Origin of the sequence: Aliiroseovarius sp. xm-d-517, from assembly GCF_013283135.1 — a bacterium.
Taxonomy (GTDB): domain Bacteria; phylum Pseudomonadota; class Alphaproteobacteria; order Rhodobacterales; family Rhodobacteraceae; genus Aliiroseovarius; species Aliiroseovarius crassostreae.
In genome coordinates, this window is sequence record NZ_WBXT01000001.1 from 2,567,473 (window position 1) to 2,587,465 (window position 19,993).

Consider the following 19,993-nt stretch of genomic DNA (forward strand, 5'->3'; position numbering starts at 1 on the left):
ATGCGACGATTGATGGCCGCCTTGGCGGTTTGTTTCGCGCTGCCGGTGCAGGCGGCACAGGATGGTGTGACAGAGTTCAAGCTCGAGAATGGGTTGCAGGTGGTGGTGATCGAAGATCACAGGGCGCCGGTTGTCGTGCAGATGCTTTGGTATCGGGCCGGGGCGGCCGATGAAAAGCCGGGGGTGTCTGGGGTTGCGCATTTCCTCGAACACCTTCTGTTCAAGGCCACCGATACGATGGAAGCAGGAGAGCTGTCGCGGGTTGTCACGGAAAATGGCGGCTCGGACAATGCGTTCACATCGCAAGATTACACCGCATATTTTCAACGCATCGCGGCAGATCGCCTGCCGCTGATCATGCGGATGGAAGCAGATCGGATGCGCAATCTGCGCCTGACCGAAGAGGATGTGGCGACGGAGCGTGAGGTGATCCTTGAGGAGCGCGCCCAACGCACCGACAGTGATCCCGGATCGCTCTTTTACGAACAGATGCGGGCCGCGCAATATCTGAACCACCCTTATGGGATCCCGGTGATTGGTTGGCGGCATGAGATGGAAAACCTCTCGCGCACGGCCGCACTGGAGTATTATCAGCGGTTTTACGCCCCCAATAATGCGACGCTGGTGGTGGCAGGGGATGTGAACCCGGAGGAGGTCAGGCAGCTTGCTGAGACCTATTACGGTCCGCTGGAGCCGACGGCGGATCTTGCCCCGCGCGCCCGGATCACCGAACCCCCGCAATTGGCTGAGCGGCGTTTGCGCATGGCGGATGCGCGGGTCTCGCAACCGTATCTGATGCGCAGCTATCTGGCGCCGGAACGTGATCCGGGCAACCAGAAAGAGGCCGCAGCCCTGGTCTATCTGTCGGAAATCCTTGGCGGCTCCGGGGCCACCTCGGTATTGGGGCGGGCTTTGCAGTTTGACAACCAGATCGCCGTCTATGCAGGGGCAAGCTATGGGGCCACGGCGCTGGATGACACGAGCTTCAGCCTTGTGGTCGTGCCCAATGGTGAGACCTCTCTGCGCGCGGCGGAAACCGCTCTGGATGACACGCTGGAGACATTTCTGGCAGGCGAAATTGATGTAGCCCAGTTCGAGCGGATCAAGTTTCAGCTCAAAGCGTCTGAGATTTATGCCCAGGACAATGCACAGGCGCGGGCGGATCGTTATGGTCGTGCGCTCAGCGCGGGTCTGACCCTGCAAGACATAGATGCCTGGCAGGATGTGTTGCAGGCGGTCACGCCCGATGACGTCATGGCAGTGGCACGCAAAGTGCTGAACAGGAAGCAATCGGTCACGGGCTGGCTGGTCCCCGAAGGTGGAGAGGAAATGTGATGCTTCGATTTCTCCTTGTTGTTCTGGCCCTTGCGGCCTTTCCGGCCCGCGCTGAAGTGGCCATTCAGGACGTGACCTCAAAGGCGGGGCTCAAGGCCTGGCTGGTCGAAGAACACAGCCTGCCTTTTGTCGCGCTTGAGATCAGTTTTCGCGGGGGGACCTCGCTGGATCGGCCGGGCAAACGGGGCTCGGTTGAGTTGATGACATCGCTTCTTGAAGAAGGGGCAGGTGATCTGGATGCGCGCGGCTTTGCAGAAGCCGCCGAGGCGCTGGCCGCGTCTTTCATGTTTCGGGCCGGGCGCGATGGTGTGGATGTGTCCGCGCAGTTTCTGACCGAAAACCGGGAGGAGGCCATGGCGCTGCTGCGTTCGGCCCTGATCGAACCCAGGTTTGAAGCGGACGCAATTGAACGGGTCCGCGATCAGCTCCTGTCGAACCTGCGCTCCCGCGCCACGGACCCGGCCGATATCCTGTCGGAAACCTGGGATGTGACCACCTATGGCGACCACCCCTATGGCAGCTATGATGGCGGCACGGTGGAAAGTGTCGAGGGGTTGACGCGTGAGGACCTGCTGACCGCCTATCGTGATACTTTGGCGCTGGATCGGGTCTATATTGCCGCCGTTGGGGATATCACGGCCGGGGAACTGGCCGAGTTGATGGACCGTCTTCTTGACGGGATGAGCGCCGAAGGAGCACCCTTTCCCGAGCGGGCGGATGTCTCTTGGAACGGTGCGCAGACCGTGATCCCCTTTGATACCCCACAATCCATTGCGCGGTTTGGTCATGGTGGGATCGACCGTGAGGACCCGGATTTCTTTGCCGCCTATCTTGTCTCGCAGATCATGGGCGGTCTGGGGTCCGACAGCCGGTTGATGCAGGAAGTGCGTGAAAAGCGGGGCCTGACCTACGGGATCGGTGCCTATCTGTTTGACCGTGAATATGCCAACGGGTTCGCCGGGCAGTTCTCCAGCCAGAATGCCAGTATGGCCGAGGCGGTAGAGGTGGTTCGTCAGGAATGGGCCGACATGGCGCAGAACGGTATCAGCGCCGAGGAGCTGTCGGCGGCAAAAACCTATCTCACCGGTTCTTATCCGCTGCGCTTTGATGGCAACTCGAATATCGCCAACCTTCTGGTGGGGATGCAGATCGAAGGCCTGCCGATCGATTATATCTCCACGCGCAATGACAAGGTGGAGGCCGTGACGCTGGAACAGGCCAATCGGGTTGCAGGTGAGATTTTCCGCCCGGATGAGCTGACCTTCATGATCATCGGAAAGCCAGACGGGCTGGCGGATCAGCCCGCATCGAACTAACCAGAGGGGAAGCGAGAGCGAAGCCCAGAGCCGCCGATACGCGCCTGTGCTTCCCCGTTCCGAATCGGGTGTCGAATCGGGCGGAGCCATGCTAAATTTTGTGGTATGCCCGAGGACACCCCCCATATGAGCTTGAATTCCGCGCCGAAACGCCCTGTGATCCGCCAGTTGGATGACGCCGCGATCAACCGGATTGCAGCCGGTGAAGTTGTCGAACGCCCTGCGTCTGCGGTCAAGGAACTGGTGGAAAATGCCATTGATGCGGGGGCCACCCGGATTGAGGTGGCTTATGCAGATGGCGGCAAGACGCTGATCCGGGTGACCGATGATGGATGTGGCATCGCACCCGAAGATCTGCCTCTGGCCTTGTCGCGCCATGCCACGTCAAAGATTGATGGCTCTGACCTGCTTGATATTCACACTTTCGGTTTCCGGGGTGAGGCGCTGCCATCGTTGGGGGCCGTCGCAAGGCTTACCATAACATCGCGCGCCGAAGGGGGTGAGGCTGCTACCCTGCGTGTGACCGGCGGCAAAATGGGGTCGGTGAAACCCGCGGCCCTGTCTCGGGGCACGATGGTCGAGTTGCGGGACCTCTTTTTTGCCACACCCGCCCGGTTGAAATTCATGCGCACGGATCGGGCCGAGGCGCAGGCGATCAATGATGTGATCAAGCGTCTGGCCATGGCAGAGCCACATGTGGGCTTTACCCTGCGCGATGTGTCTGGCGGAGGGGAAGGGCGCGTGACCTTCCGTGCCGATGCCCAGTCCGGGGATCTGTTTGATGCGCTTTATGGTCGGCTGACCCAGATCCTGGGCCGTGAGTTTACCGAAAATGCGCTGGCAATTGATGCCACGCGGGAAGGGTTGCGGCTGACGGGTTATGCCGCGTTGCCAACCTATTCGCGCGGGGCGGCGGTGGCACAGTTCCTGTTTGTGAATGGTCGCCCGGTGAAGGACAAACTGCTGACCGGCGCATTGCGCGCGGCTTATTTCGATTTCCTGTCGCGCGACCGCCATCCCGCGGCGGCGCTTTTCATCACCTGTGATCCGCAACTGGTGGACGTGAACGTGCACCCGGCCAAATCCGAGGTGCGTTTTCGTGATCCGGGGCTGGCGCGCGGGCTGATCGTCACGGGGCTGCGCCATGCGCTGGCGGAAGCTGGCCACCGTGCGTCGACCACCGTGGCCGGGGCCACCCTTGGGGCGATGCGCCCGGAGGAGCCCACCGCGACCGGTGCTGCGCGGGTTTACCAGATGGACCGCCCGTCAATGGGGGCTTTACGTGCCTCGTATCAGGGGCAAGCGCCGCAAAACCTGCCAGAGCGGGATTATGGTGCGCCGGGGTTTTCCGAGATGGCAACCCCGTCTGCCCGGTTCGAAGATGAGGTATTGGACCCGTCCCCCGCACCTGTCGACGCGGTTCGGGCCACGGAATTGCCACTGGGAGCCGCCCGGGCGCAGGTGCATGAAAACTATATTATCGCCCAGACTGAGACCGGGATCGTGATCGTTGATCAGCACGCCGCACATGAACGGCTGGTCTATGAAAAGCTCAAACACCAAATGGCGGAAAACGGCGTGGCCTCGCAGGCTTTGCTGATCCCGGAAATCATCGAACTATCCTCAGACGAGATTGCCCGCCTGTTGGAGGTGGCCGAGGATCTGAAAACCCTTGGACTGGTGATTGAACCGTTTGGGGGCACGGCGGTTGCCGTGCGCGAAACCCCGGCAATCCTGGGTGAGGTCAACGCCACCGCGATGATCCGGGATGTGTTGGATGAGCTGGCGGATCTGGGTGACAGCAACACGGTGCAGGCGCGGATCGAAGCGGTTCTGTCGCGGGTGGCCTGCCATGGCTCGATCCGGTCCGGGCGCTGGATGCGTGGCGAGGAAATGAATGCGCTTCTGCGCGAGATGGAAGCAACGCCGCATTCGGGGCAATGCAACCATGGCCGCCCCACTTATGTGGAGTTGAAGCTGGCAGATATCGAAAGGCTGTTTGGGCGCACATGATTGAAATCGGAGAATTCTCACTGCCATTGACCCATCCGCTTGTGTTGGCGGCAGCAGGCGTCGTGGCGCTGATCCTTGTCTTGCTGATGCTGTCCCTGCGGCGCGCCGGGCAATCGGCACGTATGGGGGAGGATCTGGCCCGGCAGATGCACTGGCTCGGGCAGAACGTGCAGCAGCTCGGCCAGGGGCAGGAGCAGCTCCGCGGTGGATTGAACCATGTGTCAGACCAGCAGGCCAGCGCGCAGGTGCAGGTGATCCAGACCGTTGAGGCCCGTCTTGGCGCAGTGCAGCAGCAGATGAATGACCGGCTGCATGACAATGCGATGAAATCCGCCCGGGCGCTGGCTGACATGCAGGAGCGGATGAAGGAAAGCCTGCAGGGTTCCGCGGTGAAAACCACCGAAAGCCTGACCCAGCTGCAGGAGCGCCTGAAGGTCATCGACAAGGCGCAGGACAATATCACCCGGCTGTCTGGGGATGTGCTGTCGCTGCAGGATATTCTGTCCAACAAGCAGACCCGCGGGGCGTTTGGCGAGATCCAGTTGCGCGATATCGTCTCAAAGGCGCTGCCCGCTGACAGCTTTGGGTTACAGGCCACCCTGTCGAACGGCAAACGCGCGGATTGCCTGATCCACCTGCCCAATCCGCCCGGGCCGATTGTGATTGACAGCAAGTTTCCGTTGGAAGCCTATGAAGCGCTTGTCGCGGCCAGCACCGAGGCGGAGCTGAAAGCTGCGATGCAGATGTTTCGCAGCTCGGTGCGCAAGCATATCAACGATATTTCCGAGAAATACATCATCGAGGGTGAAACTGCGGATGGGGCGCTGATGTTTCTGCCGTCTGAGGCAGTTTATGCCGAGCTTCACGCCAAGTTTCCCGATCTGGTGCAGGAAAGCTTTACCAAACGCGTCTGGATCGTTTCCCCCACCACCTGCATGGCGACGCTGAATACGATGCGGGCGATTTTGAAAGACGCAAGGATGCGGGAACAGGCCGGGGCCATCCGCAAGGAATTGCATCTGCTGTCGGCGGATGTGGGGCGGCTGGGCGATCGGGTTGCCAATCTCGACCGGCATTTCCACCAGGCTTCCAAAGATATTTCCGACATCAAGATTTCCGCCGAGAAAGCGGGCAACCGCGCGAAACGGCTGGATAATTTCGACTTTGAAGAAGTGGCGGCCGAGGACCAGACCGTGGTGCCGATCGGGAAGGCGCCAAGTTAACGCCTCTCAACTTCTTTTGGGTCGCAGCAATAATTGGAATCACCACCAACCTTTCATGATGCGTGGGGTTTCCACATCACGCTGTTTCAGCGTAGTGTCGACACGCTTTAATTATTTTTTAACCGTGAAGTATGGGCGGAATATGTTTTTTGGGATAGCGGCCCTTGTTATGATTTACGCTGTAATGGCGGTTTCCGCTTTCAGCTTGGTGTTTGCAGTCTGGTGCGGGTTTCATTCTAAACCGAGGGCGAGCTTCTTTGTGGCTGTAGGCCTCAGCGTAATGACCATGGCATTGGTTTTGAGTGCTATGCTTACTCAGAATACAGAAGAACTCCGGCAGGCTTTCGGTTCAGAAACCCACGAAGGTGTGATACTTGGGACGGGCGTGATCGTTGCGTTTGTTGCTATTCCCTCAGTCCTTCTTTCGGCACCTCTGTATTGGATTGGTAAACTCATGAAACGCAGAAAAGAAATGCGTAAAACAGAGGTATGAGCATCTATTGCCCGACAAGGCCAGGTTTGCGAAACACAAGGGCTGACCGTCATCAAAACCGGGTCGGCGAAAATGCTGCGATATCGAAGCACGGCTTCTTTTCCTGTGCCAGATCTGAAATCACCTTTCCGGTGATCCCCCCCAGGGTGAGGCCGATATGTTGGTGCCCAAACGCAAAAAGCACACGGTCGGAATGCGGCGAGGGACCAATGACCGGCAGGGCATCGGGCAGGGTGGGGCGGTGGCCCAGCCATGTCGCATCCGGCGTTCCGAGCGGGCCGAACATGTCTTGTGATTTTCGGGTGAGGTAATCGGTGCGACCTGTGTTGAAGGGCGCGTCGAGGGCGTTGATTTCCACCGTGCCAGCAATCCGCAGCCCCTCCGCCATTGGCGTGGCGTAAAACCCGGCTTCGGCCCAGCCCACGGGGCGTGAAATCAGGTGGCCGTGGTTGCGATAAAGCACATGATAGCCGCGTTCCGTGCCCAGCGGGAGATGCTCGCCCCCCGTCCCCCGGATGCGTCGTGAATATGCGCCTGCGGCGAGGACAAATTTGCGCGCGCGAAGGGTCTTCTGGCTCTCAAGATGTGCGGTTACACCTGTTTTGTCAGGGGAGACGCGGCCAATGCCCTGTGTGAGATACACCCCTCCCAGCTCTTCAAACCGGGCGCACATGCGCGATACCAGCAATTCAGGGCTGGTCACGTGGCGGGCCCCTTTGAACAACAGGCCGCGATAGAGGGGAAGGGTCAGGTTCGGTTCCAGATCCCGCAACTCGTCTGGGGAGAGTTCTTCAAATGCGACCCCCTGTGCGCGGCGCATCTCATTGCCGTGGCGCGCATTGTCATAGCCGGATTTTGACGACCAGACATAAAGGCAGTCATTCTGGACAATCAGGTCCTGGGCGCGGGCCTCGGCAATCAGCGGGTCAAGGCCCGCATCTGCCTGGGCCAGAAACTGGCCGAGGGCGCGGGTAATGTGGTGCACCCGCCCGGCGCGGCAATTGTTCAGAAAGGACAGCATCCAGCGGGGATTGCGCAGCCCGTGCCAGAGGTTGAAGCTGAGCGGGCTGTCTGAACTGGTCAGAAGCTGGGGCAGAGAGGTCAGGACAGAGGGGGAATTGACCGGAAGGCAGGCGTAGGTGGCGATGGTGCAGGCAGAGCCGGACGTGGTGCCGGAACCGGGCGGGTTCGGGTCACATAGCGCCACCCGCAGGCCCGCCTTTTGCGCATAAAGCGCGGTGGACATGCCGACAATGCCAGCCCCGGCCACGATCAGGTCAAAGTCATATTGCTCTGTCACGTTCCTGTCTGGTCCTTGTTCTTCGGGACATCCTCACGGGTTTCATTCAGCTCCATATGCCCCTCGGTTCGGCTGAACACCCGGCGCAGCATCGGTTCAAAGAACTCAAGTGGTTTGGTGGGGTAGTCCGGGTCGAAACTGGCCTGATCATACTCGTGACAGAACCGCACACAGGCGTCGTAATGCGGGCTGTCCTTGTATTTCTCGCGGGCATGGCGATCACCGCCAAGGTGATGGTTGTAGTAGTAGCCCTGGAAAACGCAGTGATGTTTCAGGATCCAGTATGTGCGGTCACTGACATAGGGTTTCACGATGGCAGCGGCCAGTTCACCATGGTTGAACGGGGCCAGCGTATCACCAAGATCATGCACAAGGGCGGCCACGATCAGATCCTCCGGCTCCCCTGCTTCATGGGCCCGCGTGGCGGATTGTAGCGAATGCTGGTAGCGGTTGATCGGATAGGGGGTGTCCTCTTCGTCCAGTTCTTTCAAGGCCACCAGCAGCCGGTCAACCACGGCATTTGCATAAGCCTCGTCATATTCCATGACGGCAAGGAAATCTTCCTTGGTGGCGGTTTCGAAACTGGTCCAGCCGGGTCTGGGCCATTTGGATTGAGCGGTGTCTGGCATGGCGTCCTCCCTTTCCGGAAAGCCTAACGCCCTTGGGACGCCATGCCGAGTTGTTTGCGACAGGTTCATGTCGTTCGTGGCGTGTCGCTCAGGCGATGTGATCGACAATGGCCAGATGTTGAGCAAGGGTGCGCACCTCACCCATCCAGCTGTCGATCAGGGCCGGATCCGAGGGGGCTGCGCTGACGCCTGCGGAAATTTTGCTCCCTTGCACCGCTTCAATCGCCAAAGAGACCGGCGTGGAGACAAGCCGCGCCATGGCGGTGCCACGGGCGTCGCCCCAGGCATCCATCACATAGGTTTTGTGATAGGTGACCGCGCCATCTTTTTCCGCTTTCAACGCCACACACATGATCACGCGGTCAGGCTCGCCTTCGTCATAGGCATTGTCCTGCCAGAACTGGTCGGACATTTCCTTGAGACGCGCGTCACCTGCCGCACCTTCCAGCGTTTCAACCTCGGCAAACACATCTTTCCACGCATCAGCCCAGCCGTTCAGGCGCAGGGTGCCGCGCACAAACAGATCGGTGTTCCAGTCAGGATCAAAGCCGTATTCTTCCATGAACGGCAGGCTGTCCCGGTTGGGGTAGACCTCGAAACTTTCGGCCTGCGGCAGCGGGGCGTCATAGGCGGAAATCGCGTCCCATGGGCGGGCCACGTCAAAAATCTTGCCGCCTTTCAGTGATCTGGATGGCGAACGCAGCGCCTTCAGCACCCCCAGCGGCGACCAGCTGAATTTGTATCGGAACGGGTTGGCCGTTTTCGGCACCCCGCCGCAATACGAGATGAACGAGAGCACCTGCCCCTGATCGGTGTCCTGGCTGGCGCGGTAATCAGCCACCAGCCAATGGGCCATCAAATGGTCAATGCCGGGGTCCAGCCCAACCTCGTTCACCGAACACAGACCCGCATCTTTGAACTTGGCGTCCAGGGCGCGCATCTCGGGGGAGATATAGCTGGAGGACACGAAATGCGCGCCGTTTTTCAGGCACAGCTCCGCCACCGGCACATGCAGATCACCGGGCAGCATCGACACGGCGATGTCACCGGGTTGAAGGGCCGCATCCAGCGCGTCCATCTCAAAGGCGCGAATGTCCTTTGCGATGTCACCCACCGCGTCGCGGGCCTTGTCGATGGTTCGGTTCCAGACCACCACATCCTGTCCGTTTTCGATCAGCCGACGCAGGCCGGGGATGGCCGATAGGCCGGTGCCACACCAATGGATGGTCATGTCAGATCTCCTTCATATGTTCGTGAAAGGTGGCGGCGGCCCGCCCCCAGACCCCGGAGGAGAGGTCAGTCAGGGTGAGCAGGCTGGGCAACAGCTGACCCGCGTAATCAATTGAACTTTCTACCGGCAGCATCGAGGGCAGGTTGTCGATTGCCATCACGTCGAGCACCGGGTCGGTCGCAACCCGCAGCGCCGGGGCGGCCCAGCTGGTGGCCTTGCTATAAACCGGCACCGGGTTGTAATCGCTGTCCGGGTCGCAGGCCACATCGCCAATGGCGATGAGCTTGCGGTCGGCCTCTTTCGCGTCTTGTGGCACAAATACCGGGGTCTGTGGCCCGGCCAGAATGCAGTTGATGAATATGTCGTGGGTCAGAATTTCCGGGAATGGCCCGCCATGGGCGGTTTCCGCCATGTCCCATTTGGTCACGGCAACGCCCATCGCTTCCATCAGGTCGGAGGCCCCGGTGCCGACCCGGCCCAAAGCGCCGATCACGATGGCATTGGGGCGCGGCGCGCCGGTGGCGTCCAGCTCGGATTTCAGTTCCGCAAGCAGTGCATCTTTGCCCGGATAAGCATCGACCGGCCCGCAGATCTCGCCGCGCTGCTGGGCGGCCCAGCTTTTCAGGGTCACGGCGGCACCCGCGAACCCAGCCCAATAGCCAAAGGCGGCCACGCGGCGCCCGTTTTCCGCCACCAGATATTCAAGGTCATAAAGGGTGCCGCCACCAGCCTTGAACCGTTCCAGAAGGATCTTGCCGGAAAACTGCCCCTTGAAGGCATGGCCGAACATGATGTGCTTATGGCGCAGGGGTGTGCCGTCTTCGGGCAGTTCCTTGAGGCCAAAGATGATCGCATCAAGCGGCGCATCTGGCCAGCTGTTCTCGGCGGCGATGTCACACCCGGCTGCGCGGTAGCCCTCGATGCCGATACAGCGGACCTTGCTTTCCTCGACGGTGACGCGAATCCCTGCCTCGATCAGTGCCTTGGCACCGTCCGGGGTCAGGCCAACCCGGTCCTCATTCGGGCGCTGCTCGGCCCGTACCCAAAGATGTGTCATCCTGTTCTCCTGGATAAGTGTTGGTCTGGCCTCAGAAATGGGTCTGGGCGTGATGGCGGTCGGGATGTTCCAGATGTGGCACCCCGTTGAACTGGGTCAGCGTCAGCCCCGCAGGCAGCATCCGCATCCGATGGACTGAGCTGTTCATGATCGGCAGGATGGCGCGGGTGAACGGGCCGATATCCAGCCCCATCACCACCCGCGTGGCCATGCCGATAAAGCCACCAGAGGTGAAAATGATCGGGTTTTCATGGGCTTGAGCGATATCGTGGATCACTTCCTGCACGCGGGTCTGAAAGTCGTGAAAGCTTTCGGGGGCGCCGTCGATCTTGCCTTCCTGCCAGGCGGAAAAGGTCAGGGGCAGGTGATCGACGAAATCCTCATGCGTCTTTGGATGGGCCAGGCCGTATTGGGCGTGCATCCGTTCTGACAGGTCGAAATAGCGCACTTCATTCAGGCGCGAATCGCTGCGCACCTCCGCAGCGCCCCATTCTTCGGCGGTCTGTTTGTGACGGGTCAGGGTGCCGGTGAAAACGGCATCAAACGCCTGCCCCGTGGCGCGCATATGCTCGCCCAGCCAGCGGGCCTGCTGACGCCCCAGATCGGACAGGCGGTCATAGCCCGCCTCATCCGTGGCGCTGTTATTGGCCTGCCCGTGCCGGATCAGGGTGATTTGCGTCATGACATTCCCTTTCACACATCCTTCACCGCATTGCTAAGGGATTGGATCCAATCTTGAAAGGGGGGCTGGCGCAAAATCCACAGCTTATGTCGTGAATGACGAACTGAAAGAAACGCGCAAATGCGATATACTGGCCCCTGAAACGGAGAATTTACTATGGCGGATGGGCAAAACATGTCGGGGATTACCTTCACCTTGGACGGGCGCGAAGTGGTTGCGCAACCGGGCGAGAGCATCTGGGAAGTGGCAAAACGAGAGGGCACGCTGATCCCGCATCTGTGCCACAAGGATGTGCCCAATCTGCGGTCCGACGGGAATTGCCGTGCCTGTGTGGTTGAAATCGAAGGTGAACGCACCCTGGCCGCGTCCTGCATCCGCACCCCCAGCGACGGTATGGTGGTGGTGACCGACAATGCCCGCGCCCGGTCTGCCCGCAAGATGGTGGTGGAGCTTCTGGTGGCTGACCAGCCTGAGGAACGCCACGACGCCAACGCGCATTTTTGGGATATGGCAGAGCTGAATGGCGTGACCCAAAGCCGTTTCCCGAAGCTGGAAGAGGGGCGGGTGCCGCTTCTGGATGACAGCCATGTGGCGATGTCGGTCAATCTTGATGCCTGTATTTCGTGCAACCTCTGTGTCCGGGCCTGTCGTGAAGTGCAGGTGAATGAGGTGATTGGTATGGGTGGTCGTGGTCACGACGCCTATCCGGTGTTTGATATCAACGACCCGATGGGGGCCTCGACCTGTGTGGCGTGCGGTGAATGTGTGCAGGCCTGCCCGACCGGCGCGCTGATGCCGGCCACAGTCAAGGACAGCTCGGATTTCGATAAAGAAGTCAAAACCATCTGCCCGTTCTGTGGCGTGGGGTGCCAGGTCAGCCTGAAGGTAAAGGACGACAAGGTGGTCTATGCCGAGGGCATCAATGGTCCCGCCAACGAAGGGCGTCTGTGTGTGAAAGGCCGGTTCGGCTTTGACTATATCAACCACCCTCATCGCCTGACAAAACCGCTTATTCGCAAAGGTGGCGCCGAGAAGGGGCTGAATGTGGACCCGGCCAACCCGCTGACCCATTTCCGCGAAGCCAGCTGGGATGAGGCGCTGGATGTGGCCGCCAAGGGCTTGATGAAGCTGCGCGATGAGCATGGTGGCGAAGCTGTTGCTGGCTTTGGGTCCGCCAAATGCACCAATGAAGAAGCCTATTTGTTCCAGCGGTTCATCCGCGAAGGGTTCCGCCACAATAACGTCGATCACTGCACCCGCCTGTGCCACGCCTCGTCGGTGTCGGCCCTGCTGGAGAATGTGGGTTCCGGTGCGGTGACCGCGTCGTTCAACGAAATTGAAAACGCCGATGTGGCGATTGTGATTGGCTCAAACCCGATCGAAAATCACCCGGTTGCAGCGACCTATTTCAAACAGTTCACCAAGCGTGGTGGTAAGCTGATTGTGATGGATCCGCGCGGTGTGGGCATGGGGCGTTACGCCACGCATCGCCTGCAGTTCAAGCCCGGTGCGGACGTGTCGATGCTGAACGCCATCATGCATGTGATCGCTGAGGAAGGCCTGCAAAACGACGCCTATATCGCCGAGCACACCGAGAACTGGGAGGCAATGCGCGAGCACCTCAAGGCGTTCTCGCCCGAGGAAATGGCCCCGATCTGCGGTATCTCTGCCGATGATCTGCGCGCCGCGGCGCGCACCTTTGCCTCCGGCAAAAACGGCATGATTTTCTGGGGCATGGGCGTGAGCCAGCATACCCACGGCACCGATAACTCGCGCTGCCTGATCGCGCTGGCGCTGATGACGGGCAATGTGGGGCGTCCGGGCACGGGTCTGCACCCGCTGCGTGGCCAGAACAACGTTCAGGGCGCGTCGGATGCGGGCCTGATCCCGATGTTCTACCCCGATTATAAATCGGTGAAAGACCCTGAAATTCAGGCGCTTTACCGCGATGTCTGGGGGGTGGATGAGCTGAACCCCAACCCCGGCCTGACCGTGGTCGAGATCATGGATCAGGTCTATGATGGCAACATCAAGGGCATGTATATCCTCGGCGAAAACCCGGCCATGTCCGACCCGGATGTGAAACATGTGCGTGAAGCTCTGCGGCGGATGGAATTCCTTGTGTCGCAGGACATCTTCCTGACCGAAACCGCCTCTTACGCGGATGTGATCCTGCCTGCCGCCGCGCTGGCCGAGAAGCTGGGCACCGTGTCGAACACCAACCGCACCGTGCAGCTGACACGCCCGGCCGTGCCGCCCGTAGGTGAGGCGCGTGAAGACTGGCGGATCACCGTGGATCTGGCCAAACGCATGGGGCTGAACTGGAATTTCGATCACCCGAGTGACGTGTTTGCCGAGATGAACCGCGTGATGCCCTCTCTGAACAACATCACCTGGGACCGTCTGGATCGTGTTGACGCGGTGACCTATCCCTCGCTTTCGCCGGAAGATCCCGGTCAGGCTGTGGTGTTTGGCGACAGGTTCCCGCGTGAAAATGGCCGCGCCCGCTTTACGCCGGCTGCGATCTTGCCACCGGCTGAAACCCCGGATGCGGATTACCCGATGGTCCTGACCACCGGTCGTCAGCTGGAGCATTGGCACACCGGCTCGATGACCCGTCGCGCCACGGTTCTGGATGCCATCGAGCCGGAGGCAAACTGCTCTCTCAACCCGAAAACCCTGCGCGAAATGGGGGTGGAACCCGGTGACATGATCCGCCTGACCACCCGCCGCGGCACCATTGATGTGATGGCGCGGGCGGATTATGCGGTGGCTGAAAACATGGTGTTCCTGCCGTTTGCCTATGTCGAGGCGGCGGCAAATATTCTGACCAACCCGGCGCTGGATCCCTATGGCAAGATCGCCGAAATGAAATTCTCGGCGGTTCGGGTGGAGAAAATTGATCAGGGGATTGCGGCGGAGTAAATTCCCACGTCATTGATAACACATGAAAATGCCCTGCGAACTTCCGTGGGGTATTTTTATTTGAATTTATGAATGTGTTAAGGGCTTGATTCCTGTTAAGTCCTCCGGATGGGGGCTGTGGCAGCTTGGATGGCGATCCAATGTGAACAGGAGTGACTACCCTCATGGAGAAGAAACAAACCCCATTTGCCACCCTGACGCAGGTGGCGGCAGTTGCGGCCATAGCGCTGTCCACCACAAATGCTGCGCTGGCCTGGTCGGACCAGACCACCAATGAGCGCGACTACAACACCGTCTGCGAATATATCCCCGAAGCTCAATGTGCCGGTGCGATCCGTATGGATGCAGATATGTCGGGTGTGGACATGACGGACGCGTCGATGACCACCATGCGGCTGGACCGTGCCAACCTGTCACGCGCCAAGCTGGAGCGGGCCATTCTGCACATGACCAACCTTGTTGAAGCTGATCTGAGCTTTGCCAACCTCACCGGCGCGCATATGCATGCGGTGAACCTGCAAGGGGCCAATCTGATGATGGCCAACCTGTCCGGGGTGAACCTTTTGGATGCCAACCTAAGCGGGGCCAATCTGCTGGGAGCCAATCTGAATGGTGCCATCCTGATTGAAGCAAAGCTGGACAATGCGACCTGGCCGGATGGGCGTGTCTGCGCTGCAGGATCGATTGGCGAATGCCGCTGAAGCGGATGTCACTGAAACGCTTGGGTGACTTCGGAAAACCGCCTGCGGGGATTACCCCCAGCGCACATTCCCGAGAAAGATATAGCCCGCGCCATAGATCGTTTTGATCAGGCGCGGGTTTTTGGGGTCTTCCTTCAGCTTGGTGCGCAGGCGCGAGATGCGCACATCCATGGCGCGGTCAAAGCTTTCACCGGCGACACCCCCCAGGCTTTCCTGCATCTGGGCGCGGGAAATCAATCGGTTCGGGGCATCGAGGAACAGGCGCAGCACCTCACCCTCGGCATGTGAAAACGTCGTTTCGGCGCCGCTTTCATCTTCCAGAACGTATCGGTCGAAATGCGCGGTCCAGCCATTGAAATGGGCGGTGTGCGATGCGGGGGCACCGACTTTCTGGCTGCGCAGGCGGGCGCGCACACGGGCAACCACTTCTGCCGGTTCAAACGGTTTGATGATATAGTCATCCGCCCCGAGCTCCAGCCCCGTAATCTTGTCCTGCACCTGCACACGACCTGAAATGATGATGATCGAGGCACCGGATTCCAAAGCCAGCCTGTGCACTAGCGTCAGCCCGTCCCGGTCCGGCAGACCCAGATCCACCAGGCAGACATCGGGCGCCATGGTGTTCAGGGCGGCTTCGAACTCGGTGGCGCGGGCAAAACTGGCTGTGCGAAACCCGGCATCTTCCAACGCCTCCGACAACATCCGGCGGATTTCAGGTTCATCGTCCAGAATGGCGATCATCGGGCGATGGCTGGATGGTTGGGTCATGTGCGGACCTCCTGCGACAGGAACGTGGCGAGTTCCCCCTTGGTAAAGGGCTTATGTAAAACAGGAAAGCCTGCTTTTGCCCGTCTTGGGTCTTCTGACGGTAGGGAAGTCATCAGGAGTTTGGGAATATCCACCCCGGCGGCGTCCAATCCACGCAGGAATTCCGGCCCGGTCTGCACCCCTTCAAGAATCACGTCGGACAGGATCAGGCCAATCCCCTCCAGCGTCATCAGCCCAAGCGCCTCCTCGGCGGAGACGGCTTCAATCACCTGATGCCCCATCTCGGTCAGCATGGTGCGGACCGAGGCGCGGATGTCGGCATTGTCTTCGATCAGCAGGACCAGCCGCGGTGCGATCGGTCGGGCCGGTTTGCGCAGGGGCAGGCGGATCGAGATCACAGCCCCCCCGTCAGGCGCATTGGCGATTTTCAACTGGCCACCTGCCACCGTGGTCTGGTCATAAACCATGGACAGGCCCAGCCCGGAGCCATCCCCCCCTTTGGTGGTGAAAAACGGATCCATCGCCCGCTCCAGCGCCTCATCGGAAAATCCGGTGCCGGTGTCGCGCACCTGAAATTCGACCCATGTTTCGCGGATCGGTCTGGCCGACAGGGTGATCCGACCGGGGCCCGATCCGATGGCATGGGTGGCGTTGATGATCAGATTGAGCAGCCCATCCTGCACGGCGCCGGCATCCAGCACCACGGGATCTGCAAGGTTTTCTTGGGTAATCACCAGCTCTACCCCGTCGGGGAGCGTCGGTTTTGCCAATGTTTCCAGCCCCTTGAGGAGTTCCGGAATGTCAGTTGGTTCGAAATGAATTTCGCGTTTTCCGGAAATCGACGCAATGCGTTCCAGAAGTGTGCCCCCCCGGCGCACAGCGGCGGTGGTGGCCTGAACTAGCTCTTTCGCACCGTCGCCAATGTCCATTTGCCCCAGCCGGGATTGCAGCCCGAGGATAATGGTCAGCAGGTTTGAGAAATCATGGGCCACGCCAGAGGTGAGCTGTGCGGCCAGTTCACGTTTGTGGGTCTGGGCCAGTGCGGCGCGGGCCTGAGCTTCTTCGGTGATGTCCATGGACAGGATGTAGATCCCGGTGATCAGCTCGCTTTCCTCGTCCCGATCCGGGGTCAATGCCACGCGGATGCGCCGCCCGGACCCCTCGTGGCTGAATTCAAATACATTGGCCTCACCTTTGAAGGCTTTCTGAAAATAAGGCGAGATACGTGCATAGGCTTCGCTGCCAAGGGCTTCGCTTGCGTGCAGGCCAAACAGGTCCGTGGGGCGGCCTGGGATCACCCGGCCCAGTCGGCGGTTCGAGAATGTGTAGGTCTGATCCAGGTCGATCCGCGCAATATGGGCGGGCATCATTTCGGCGGTCAGACGGGTGCGGCTTTCCATTTCCAGAAGCTCGCGCTTGGTTTCCTCCAGCGCCTTGTTGGTCGAGGCCAGGGCGCGGTTGGTCTGGGCCAGCTCTTCGGTGTGTGAGAGCACCTGATCGGACAGTTCCTCAGAGCGCGCCCGCAGCAGGCGTTCCTGCCGCTTGATATGGGTGATGTCGGTATAGACCGTGACCCAGCCCCCCTGTGGCAGAGGGTTTCCTTCAACCGAGATCACCGAGCCATTGGCGCGGGTGCGTTCGATGTAATGCGGCACGAAGGCTTTTGCCTGCTCCACGCGGGCCAGAACAAAGGCGTCGATATTGCCGACAGCGCCGTAATCACCGCGCTCGGCAAGGTGGCGAATGGTTTCACCGAACTCGGCGCCAGCACGGACCAGCCGGTCGGGCAGATCGAACATATCCTGGAACTGGCGGTTGCCAATAACCAGCCGAAGCTCTCGATCATAGATGGAAAGCGCTTGCTGGATGAGGTTCAGCCCGGCCTGTGTCAGGGCGGTGGCTTCTTTGCTGTTTGGCATGAATTTCGGTCCCCTCTTTGTCTTCGCTATCACCGAACCCCCTTTCAGAAAAGGGGTTTGCTGCGGAAAAACCCTGCTTAATGAGGCTGTTACAATTCGTTAGGATTTGGAAAAAGTGCCGAAACCTTTGACGGCGAGATTTTTTTCGTCAGGGTTGTTGGCATAGATTCGTCTGCAACCGGGTCCGAGGAGAGGCCCTGACATTCGAAGTCGGACAGGCCGACGGTGGGAGGAAAATTTGGGACAAGAATTAGCCGCAGCTGGTGCATTCGCTTCCATTCCGGCGCTCCTTGCGCGGAACGTGAAGGAATTTGGAAATCGCCCGGCCTATCGGGAAAAGGAATTCGGGATCTGGCAAAGCTGGACCTGGGCGCAAGCCGCCGAAGAAATCCAGAACCTGGCCATGGGCCTGCTGGCGCTGGGGATTGAACGGGGCGACCATGTTGCCATTATCGGGCGCAACCGCCCTGCCCACTATTGGGGGATGGTTGCTGCGCAGAAAGTGGGTGCCGTGCCGGTGCCGCTTTATCAGGACGCTGTTGCCGAAGAGATGGAATATGTGCTGGAAAACTGCGGCGCCCGTTTCGTGATCTGTGGTGACCAGGAACAGGTCGACAAGGTGATCGAGGTGCAGGAGAAGATCCATGGCATCGAACACGTCATCTATTTCGACAAGCGTGGCCTGCGCAAATATGATCACAGCCATCTGCACTGGTATCACGACATTCAGGAAGAAGGCCGTGTTGCGCATGCCCGTTTCGAAGAAGAAATGGCTGCCCGCGAGGCTGAGCTGACCTATGACAGCACCTGCGTGATGCTTTACACCTCGGGCACCACCGGGCGCCCGAAAGGTGTGGTTCTGTCGAACCGCAACATCATTGAAAGCGCCAAGAACTCGTCCGAGTTCGACAATCTGGGCGGCAATGAAGATGTTCTGGCCTATCTGCCGATGGCATGGGTGGGGGACTTCATCTTCTCGCTGGGGCAGGCCATGTGGAGCGGCTTCTGCGTGAACTGTCCGGAATCGGCAGACACGATGATGACCGACCTGCGTGAGATCGGGCCGACCTATTACTTTGCCCCGCCGCGCGTGTTTGAAACCCAGCTGACCAATGTGATGATCCGCATGGAAGACAGTGGCGATCTGAAATACGCGCTGTTCCATCACTTCATGGAATTTGCGAAGACCACCGGTGAAAAATACGGGATGCCGAAGCGCAAGGTCACCACGCAGAAGCGTACGCTGGAGCAGAAGATCCGCCACGGCTTCCGTTACGCGATGGGGATTGGCTTTGCCGTTGAGACCCTGATCGAAAACACGATCCGTCTGGGCTTTACCAAGCTGCGTCACCCGCTGGAAACCCGCAAGCATTTCAAGGCAAAAGACCCGATCGGCCTGAAACTCTATCGTGGCAAGCTGCAGGAATATTTCAAATATCGCTGCGGTGAGGTGCTGGTTTATGGTCCGCTGAAAGATACGCTTGGCTTTGGCCGCATTCGTGTGGGCTACACCGCCGGTGAAGCAATTGGTCCTGAGATTTTCGAGTTCTATCGCTCGATGGGGATCAACCTGAAACAGCTTTACGGTCAGACCGAAGCCACCGTGTTCATCACCGTGCAGCCTGATGGCGAAGTGCGCAATGACACCGTGGGTGTGCCTGCTCCGGGTGTTGAAATCCGCCTGGCGGACAATGGTGAGATCTTCTACCGCTCGCCGGGGACGTTTGTGGAATATTACAACAACCCGGAATCGACCGCGGACACCAAAGACCCCGAAGGCTGGGTGGCCACGGGGGATGCTGGTTTCTTCGACAAGCAGTCGGGTCACCTGCGCATTATCGACCGCGCCAAGGATGTGGGCAAAATGGCCGATGGCCGGATGTTCGCGCCGAAATATGTTGAGAACAAACTGAAGTTCTACCCGGACATCCTCGAAGCTGTTGTCTTTGGCAATGAACGTGACATGTGCACGGCCTTCATCAACATCGACCTGACCGCGGTTGGCAACTGGGCCGAGCGCAACAACGTGGCCTATGCCTCGTATCAGGAACTGGCTGGCCACCCCGAGGTGCTCTCGACCATTCAGGAGCATGTTGAAGCCGTCAACAAGTCGGTTGCTGAAGATGAGATGCTGTCGGGCTGTCAGATCCACCGCTTCCTGATCCTGCACAAGGAACTGGATGCAGATGACGGTGAGATGACCCGGACCCGGAAAGTGCGCCGCAAGATCGTCGAGGAGAAATACGCCCCGCTGATCGACGCGCTGTATGGCGGGAAATCCGAACAATATATCGAAACCGAGGTCACCTATGAGGACGGCCGCAAGGGTTCGATCAACGCCACCATCGAAATCCGCGATGCGGTTGTGGTTGGCACCAAACAGGGGATGGCGGCAGAATGA

General features: G+C 59.6%; 15 protein-coding genes. 8 read left to right on the top strand and 7 right to left on the bottom strand.

The window, feature by feature from the left end; all coding sequences use genetic code 11:
* The 5 genes from XMD517_RS12195 to XMD517_RS12215 all read left to right on the top strand — a co-directional run bounded on the left by XMD517_RS12195 (position 1) and on the right by XMD517_RS12215 (position 6,380).
* Positions 1-1,335: a pitrilysin family protein gene (locus tag XMD517_RS12195; RefSeq protein ID WP_173486735.1), complete on the top strand. Its 1,335-nt coding sequence runs from the start codon at positions 1-3 to the stop codon at positions 1,333-1,335.
* Positions 1,335-2,651 carry a pitrilysin family protein gene (locus XMD517_RS12200; protein WP_217360497.1) on the top strand — a complete coding sequence of 439 codons (1,317 nt, stop codon included), beginning with the start codon at positions 1,335-1,337 and terminating at the stop codon, positions 2,649-2,651. Before XMD517_RS12195 ends, XMD517_RS12200 begins: the two co-directional genes overlap by 1 nt.
* A gap of 105 nt (positions 2,652-2,756) precedes the next feature.
* Positions 2,757-4,664 (top strand): DNA mismatch repair endonuclease MutL, encoded by a 1,908-nt coding sequence (gene mutL, locus XMD517_RS12205; protein ID WP_173486733.1) that lies wholly within the window; start codon positions 2,757-2,759, stop codon positions 4,662-4,664.
* Positions 4,661-5,887 carry a DNA recombination protein RmuC gene (locus tag XMD517_RS12210; RefSeq protein WP_173486732.1) on the top strand — a complete coding sequence of 409 codons (1,227 nt, stop codon included), beginning with the start codon at positions 4,661-4,663 and terminating at the stop codon, positions 5,885-5,887. Before mutL ends, XMD517_RS12210 begins: the two co-directional genes overlap by 4 nt.
* Positions 5,888-6,167: 280 nt before the next feature.
* Positions 6,168-6,380, top strand: coding sequence for a hypothetical protein (locus tag XMD517_RS12215; RefSeq protein ID WP_173487965.1), 213 nt, complete (start codon positions 6,168-6,170; stop codon positions 6,378-6,380).
* Between the two features lie 52 nt (positions 6,381-6,432).
* Here XMD517_RS12215 and XMD517_RS12220 read toward each other — a convergent pair whose 3' ends face one another.
* The 5 genes from XMD517_RS12220 to XMD517_RS12240 all read right to left on the bottom strand — a co-directional run bounded on the left by XMD517_RS12220 (position 6,433) and on the right by XMD517_RS12240 (position 11,279).
* Entirely contained in the window at positions 6,433-7,680 is a 1,248-nt protein-coding gene (locus XMD517_RS12220; RefSeq protein WP_368493366.1) for an NAD(P)/FAD-dependent oxidoreductase, read from the bottom strand.
* The gene (locus XMD517_RS12225; protein WP_173486730.1) at positions 7,677-8,309 is read right to left on the bottom strand and encodes an HD domain-containing protein; all 633 of its coding nucleotides are present in this window, start codon (positions 8,307-8,309) and stop codon (positions 7,677-7,679) included. Before XMD517_RS12225 ends, XMD517_RS12220 begins: the two co-directional genes overlap by 4 nt.
* Positions 8,310-8,397: 88 nt before the next feature.
* Positions 8,398-9,540, bottom strand: coding sequence for a saccharopine dehydrogenase family protein (locus tag XMD517_RS12230; RefSeq protein ID WP_173486729.1), 1,143 nt, complete (start codon positions 9,538-9,540; stop codon positions 8,398-8,400).
* Between the two features lies 1 nt (position 9,541).
* Positions 9,542-10,597, bottom strand: a complete 1,056-nt coding sequence (locus tag XMD517_RS12235) for a saccharopine dehydrogenase (protein WP_173486728.1) — start codon at positions 10,595-10,597, stop codon at positions 9,542-9,544.
* 31 nt (positions 10,598-10,628) lie between these two features.
* Complete coding sequence (locus tag XMD517_RS12240) at positions 10,629-11,279, bottom strand: histidine phosphatase family protein (RefSeq protein WP_173486727.1); 651 nt, start codon at positions 11,277-11,279, stop codon at positions 10,629-10,631.
* 156 nt (positions 11,280-11,435) lie between these two features.
* Between XMD517_RS12240 and fdhF the strand changes: the two genes are divergently transcribed.
* Both fdhF and XMD517_RS12250 read left to right on the top strand, forming a co-directional pair.
* Entirely contained in the window at positions 11,436-14,204 is a 2,769-nt protein-coding gene (gene fdhF, locus XMD517_RS12245) for a formate dehydrogenase subunit alpha (RefSeq protein ID WP_371732385.1), read from the top strand.
* A 164-nt stretch (positions 14,205-14,368) separates the two neighbouring features.
* A complete protein-coding gene (locus XMD517_RS12250; protein WP_173486726.1) occupies positions 14,369-14,905 on the top strand; it encodes a pentapeptide repeat-containing protein in 537 nt (178 codons plus the stop codon).
* A gap of 51 nt (positions 14,906-14,956) precedes the next feature.
* Here the strand turns inward: XMD517_RS12250 and XMD517_RS12255 are convergent, their stop codons facing one another.
* Together XMD517_RS12255 and XMD517_RS12260 are read right to left on the bottom strand one after the other, a co-directional pair.
* Positions 14,957-15,673, bottom strand: a complete 717-nt coding sequence (locus XMD517_RS12255) for a response regulator transcription factor (RefSeq protein WP_055192737.1) — start codon at positions 15,671-15,673, stop codon at positions 14,957-14,959.
* Positions 15,670-17,592, bottom strand: a complete 1,923-nt coding sequence (locus XMD517_RS12260) for a PAS-domain containing protein (RefSeq protein WP_173487964.1) — start codon at positions 17,590-17,592, stop codon at positions 15,670-15,672. Before XMD517_RS12260 ends, XMD517_RS12255 begins: the two co-directional genes overlap by 4 nt.
* A 238-nt stretch (positions 17,593-17,830) precedes the next feature.
* Between XMD517_RS12260 and XMD517_RS12265 the strand changes: the two genes are divergently transcribed.
* Entirely contained in the window at positions 17,831-19,993 is a 2,163-nt protein-coding gene (locus XMD517_RS12265; RefSeq protein ID WP_173486724.1) for an AMP-binding protein, read from the top strand.

Coding starts and splice junctions, on each gene's coding strand:
- XMD517_RS12240 (WP_173486727.1), bottom strand. CDS start 11,279: ATGACGCAAATCACCCTGATCCGGCACGGGCAGGCCAATAACAGCGCC.
- XMD517_RS12260 (WP_173487964.1), bottom strand. CDS start 17,592: ATGCCAAACAGCAAAGAAGCCACCGCCCTGACACAGGCCGGGCTGAAC.
- XMD517_RS12235 (WP_173486728.1), bottom strand. CDS start 10,597: ATGACACATCTTTGGGTACGGGCCGAGCAGCGCCCGAATGAGGACCGG.
- XMD517_RS12215 (WP_173487965.1), top strand. CDS start 6,168: ATGACCATGGCATTGGTTTTGAGTGCTATGCTTACTCAGAATACAGAA.
- XMD517_RS12200 (WP_217360497.1), top strand. CDS start 1,335: ATGCTTCGATTTCTCCTTGTTGTTCTGGCCCTTGCGGCCTTTCCGGCC.
- XMD517_RS12250 (WP_173486726.1), top strand. CDS start 14,369: ATGGAGAAGAAACAAACCCCATTTGCCACCCTGACGCAGGTGGCGGCA.
- XMD517_RS12195 (WP_173486735.1), top strand. CDS start 1: ATGCGACGATTGATGGCCGCCTTGGCGGTTTGTTTCGCGCTGCCGGTG.
- mutL (WP_173486733.1), top strand. CDS start 2,757: ATGCCCGAGGACACCCCCCATATGAGCTTGAATTCCGCGCCGAAACGC.
- XMD517_RS12255 (WP_055192737.1), bottom strand. CDS start 15,673: ATGACCCAACCATCCAGCCATCGCCCGATGATCGCCATTCTGGACGAT.
- fdhF (WP_371732385.1), top strand. CDS start 11,436: ATGGCGGATGGGCAAAACATGTCGGGGATTACCTTCACCTTGGACGGG.
- XMD517_RS12225 (WP_173486730.1), bottom strand. CDS start 8,309: ATGCCAGACACCGCTCAATCCAAATGGCCCAGACCCGGCTGGACCAGT.
- XMD517_RS12230 (WP_173486729.1), bottom strand. CDS start 9,540: ATGACCATCCATTGGTGTGGCACCGGCCTATCGGCCATCCCCGGCCTG.
- XMD517_RS12210 (WP_173486732.1), top strand. CDS start 4,661: ATGATTGAAATCGGAGAATTCTCACTGCCATTGACCCATCCGCTTGTG.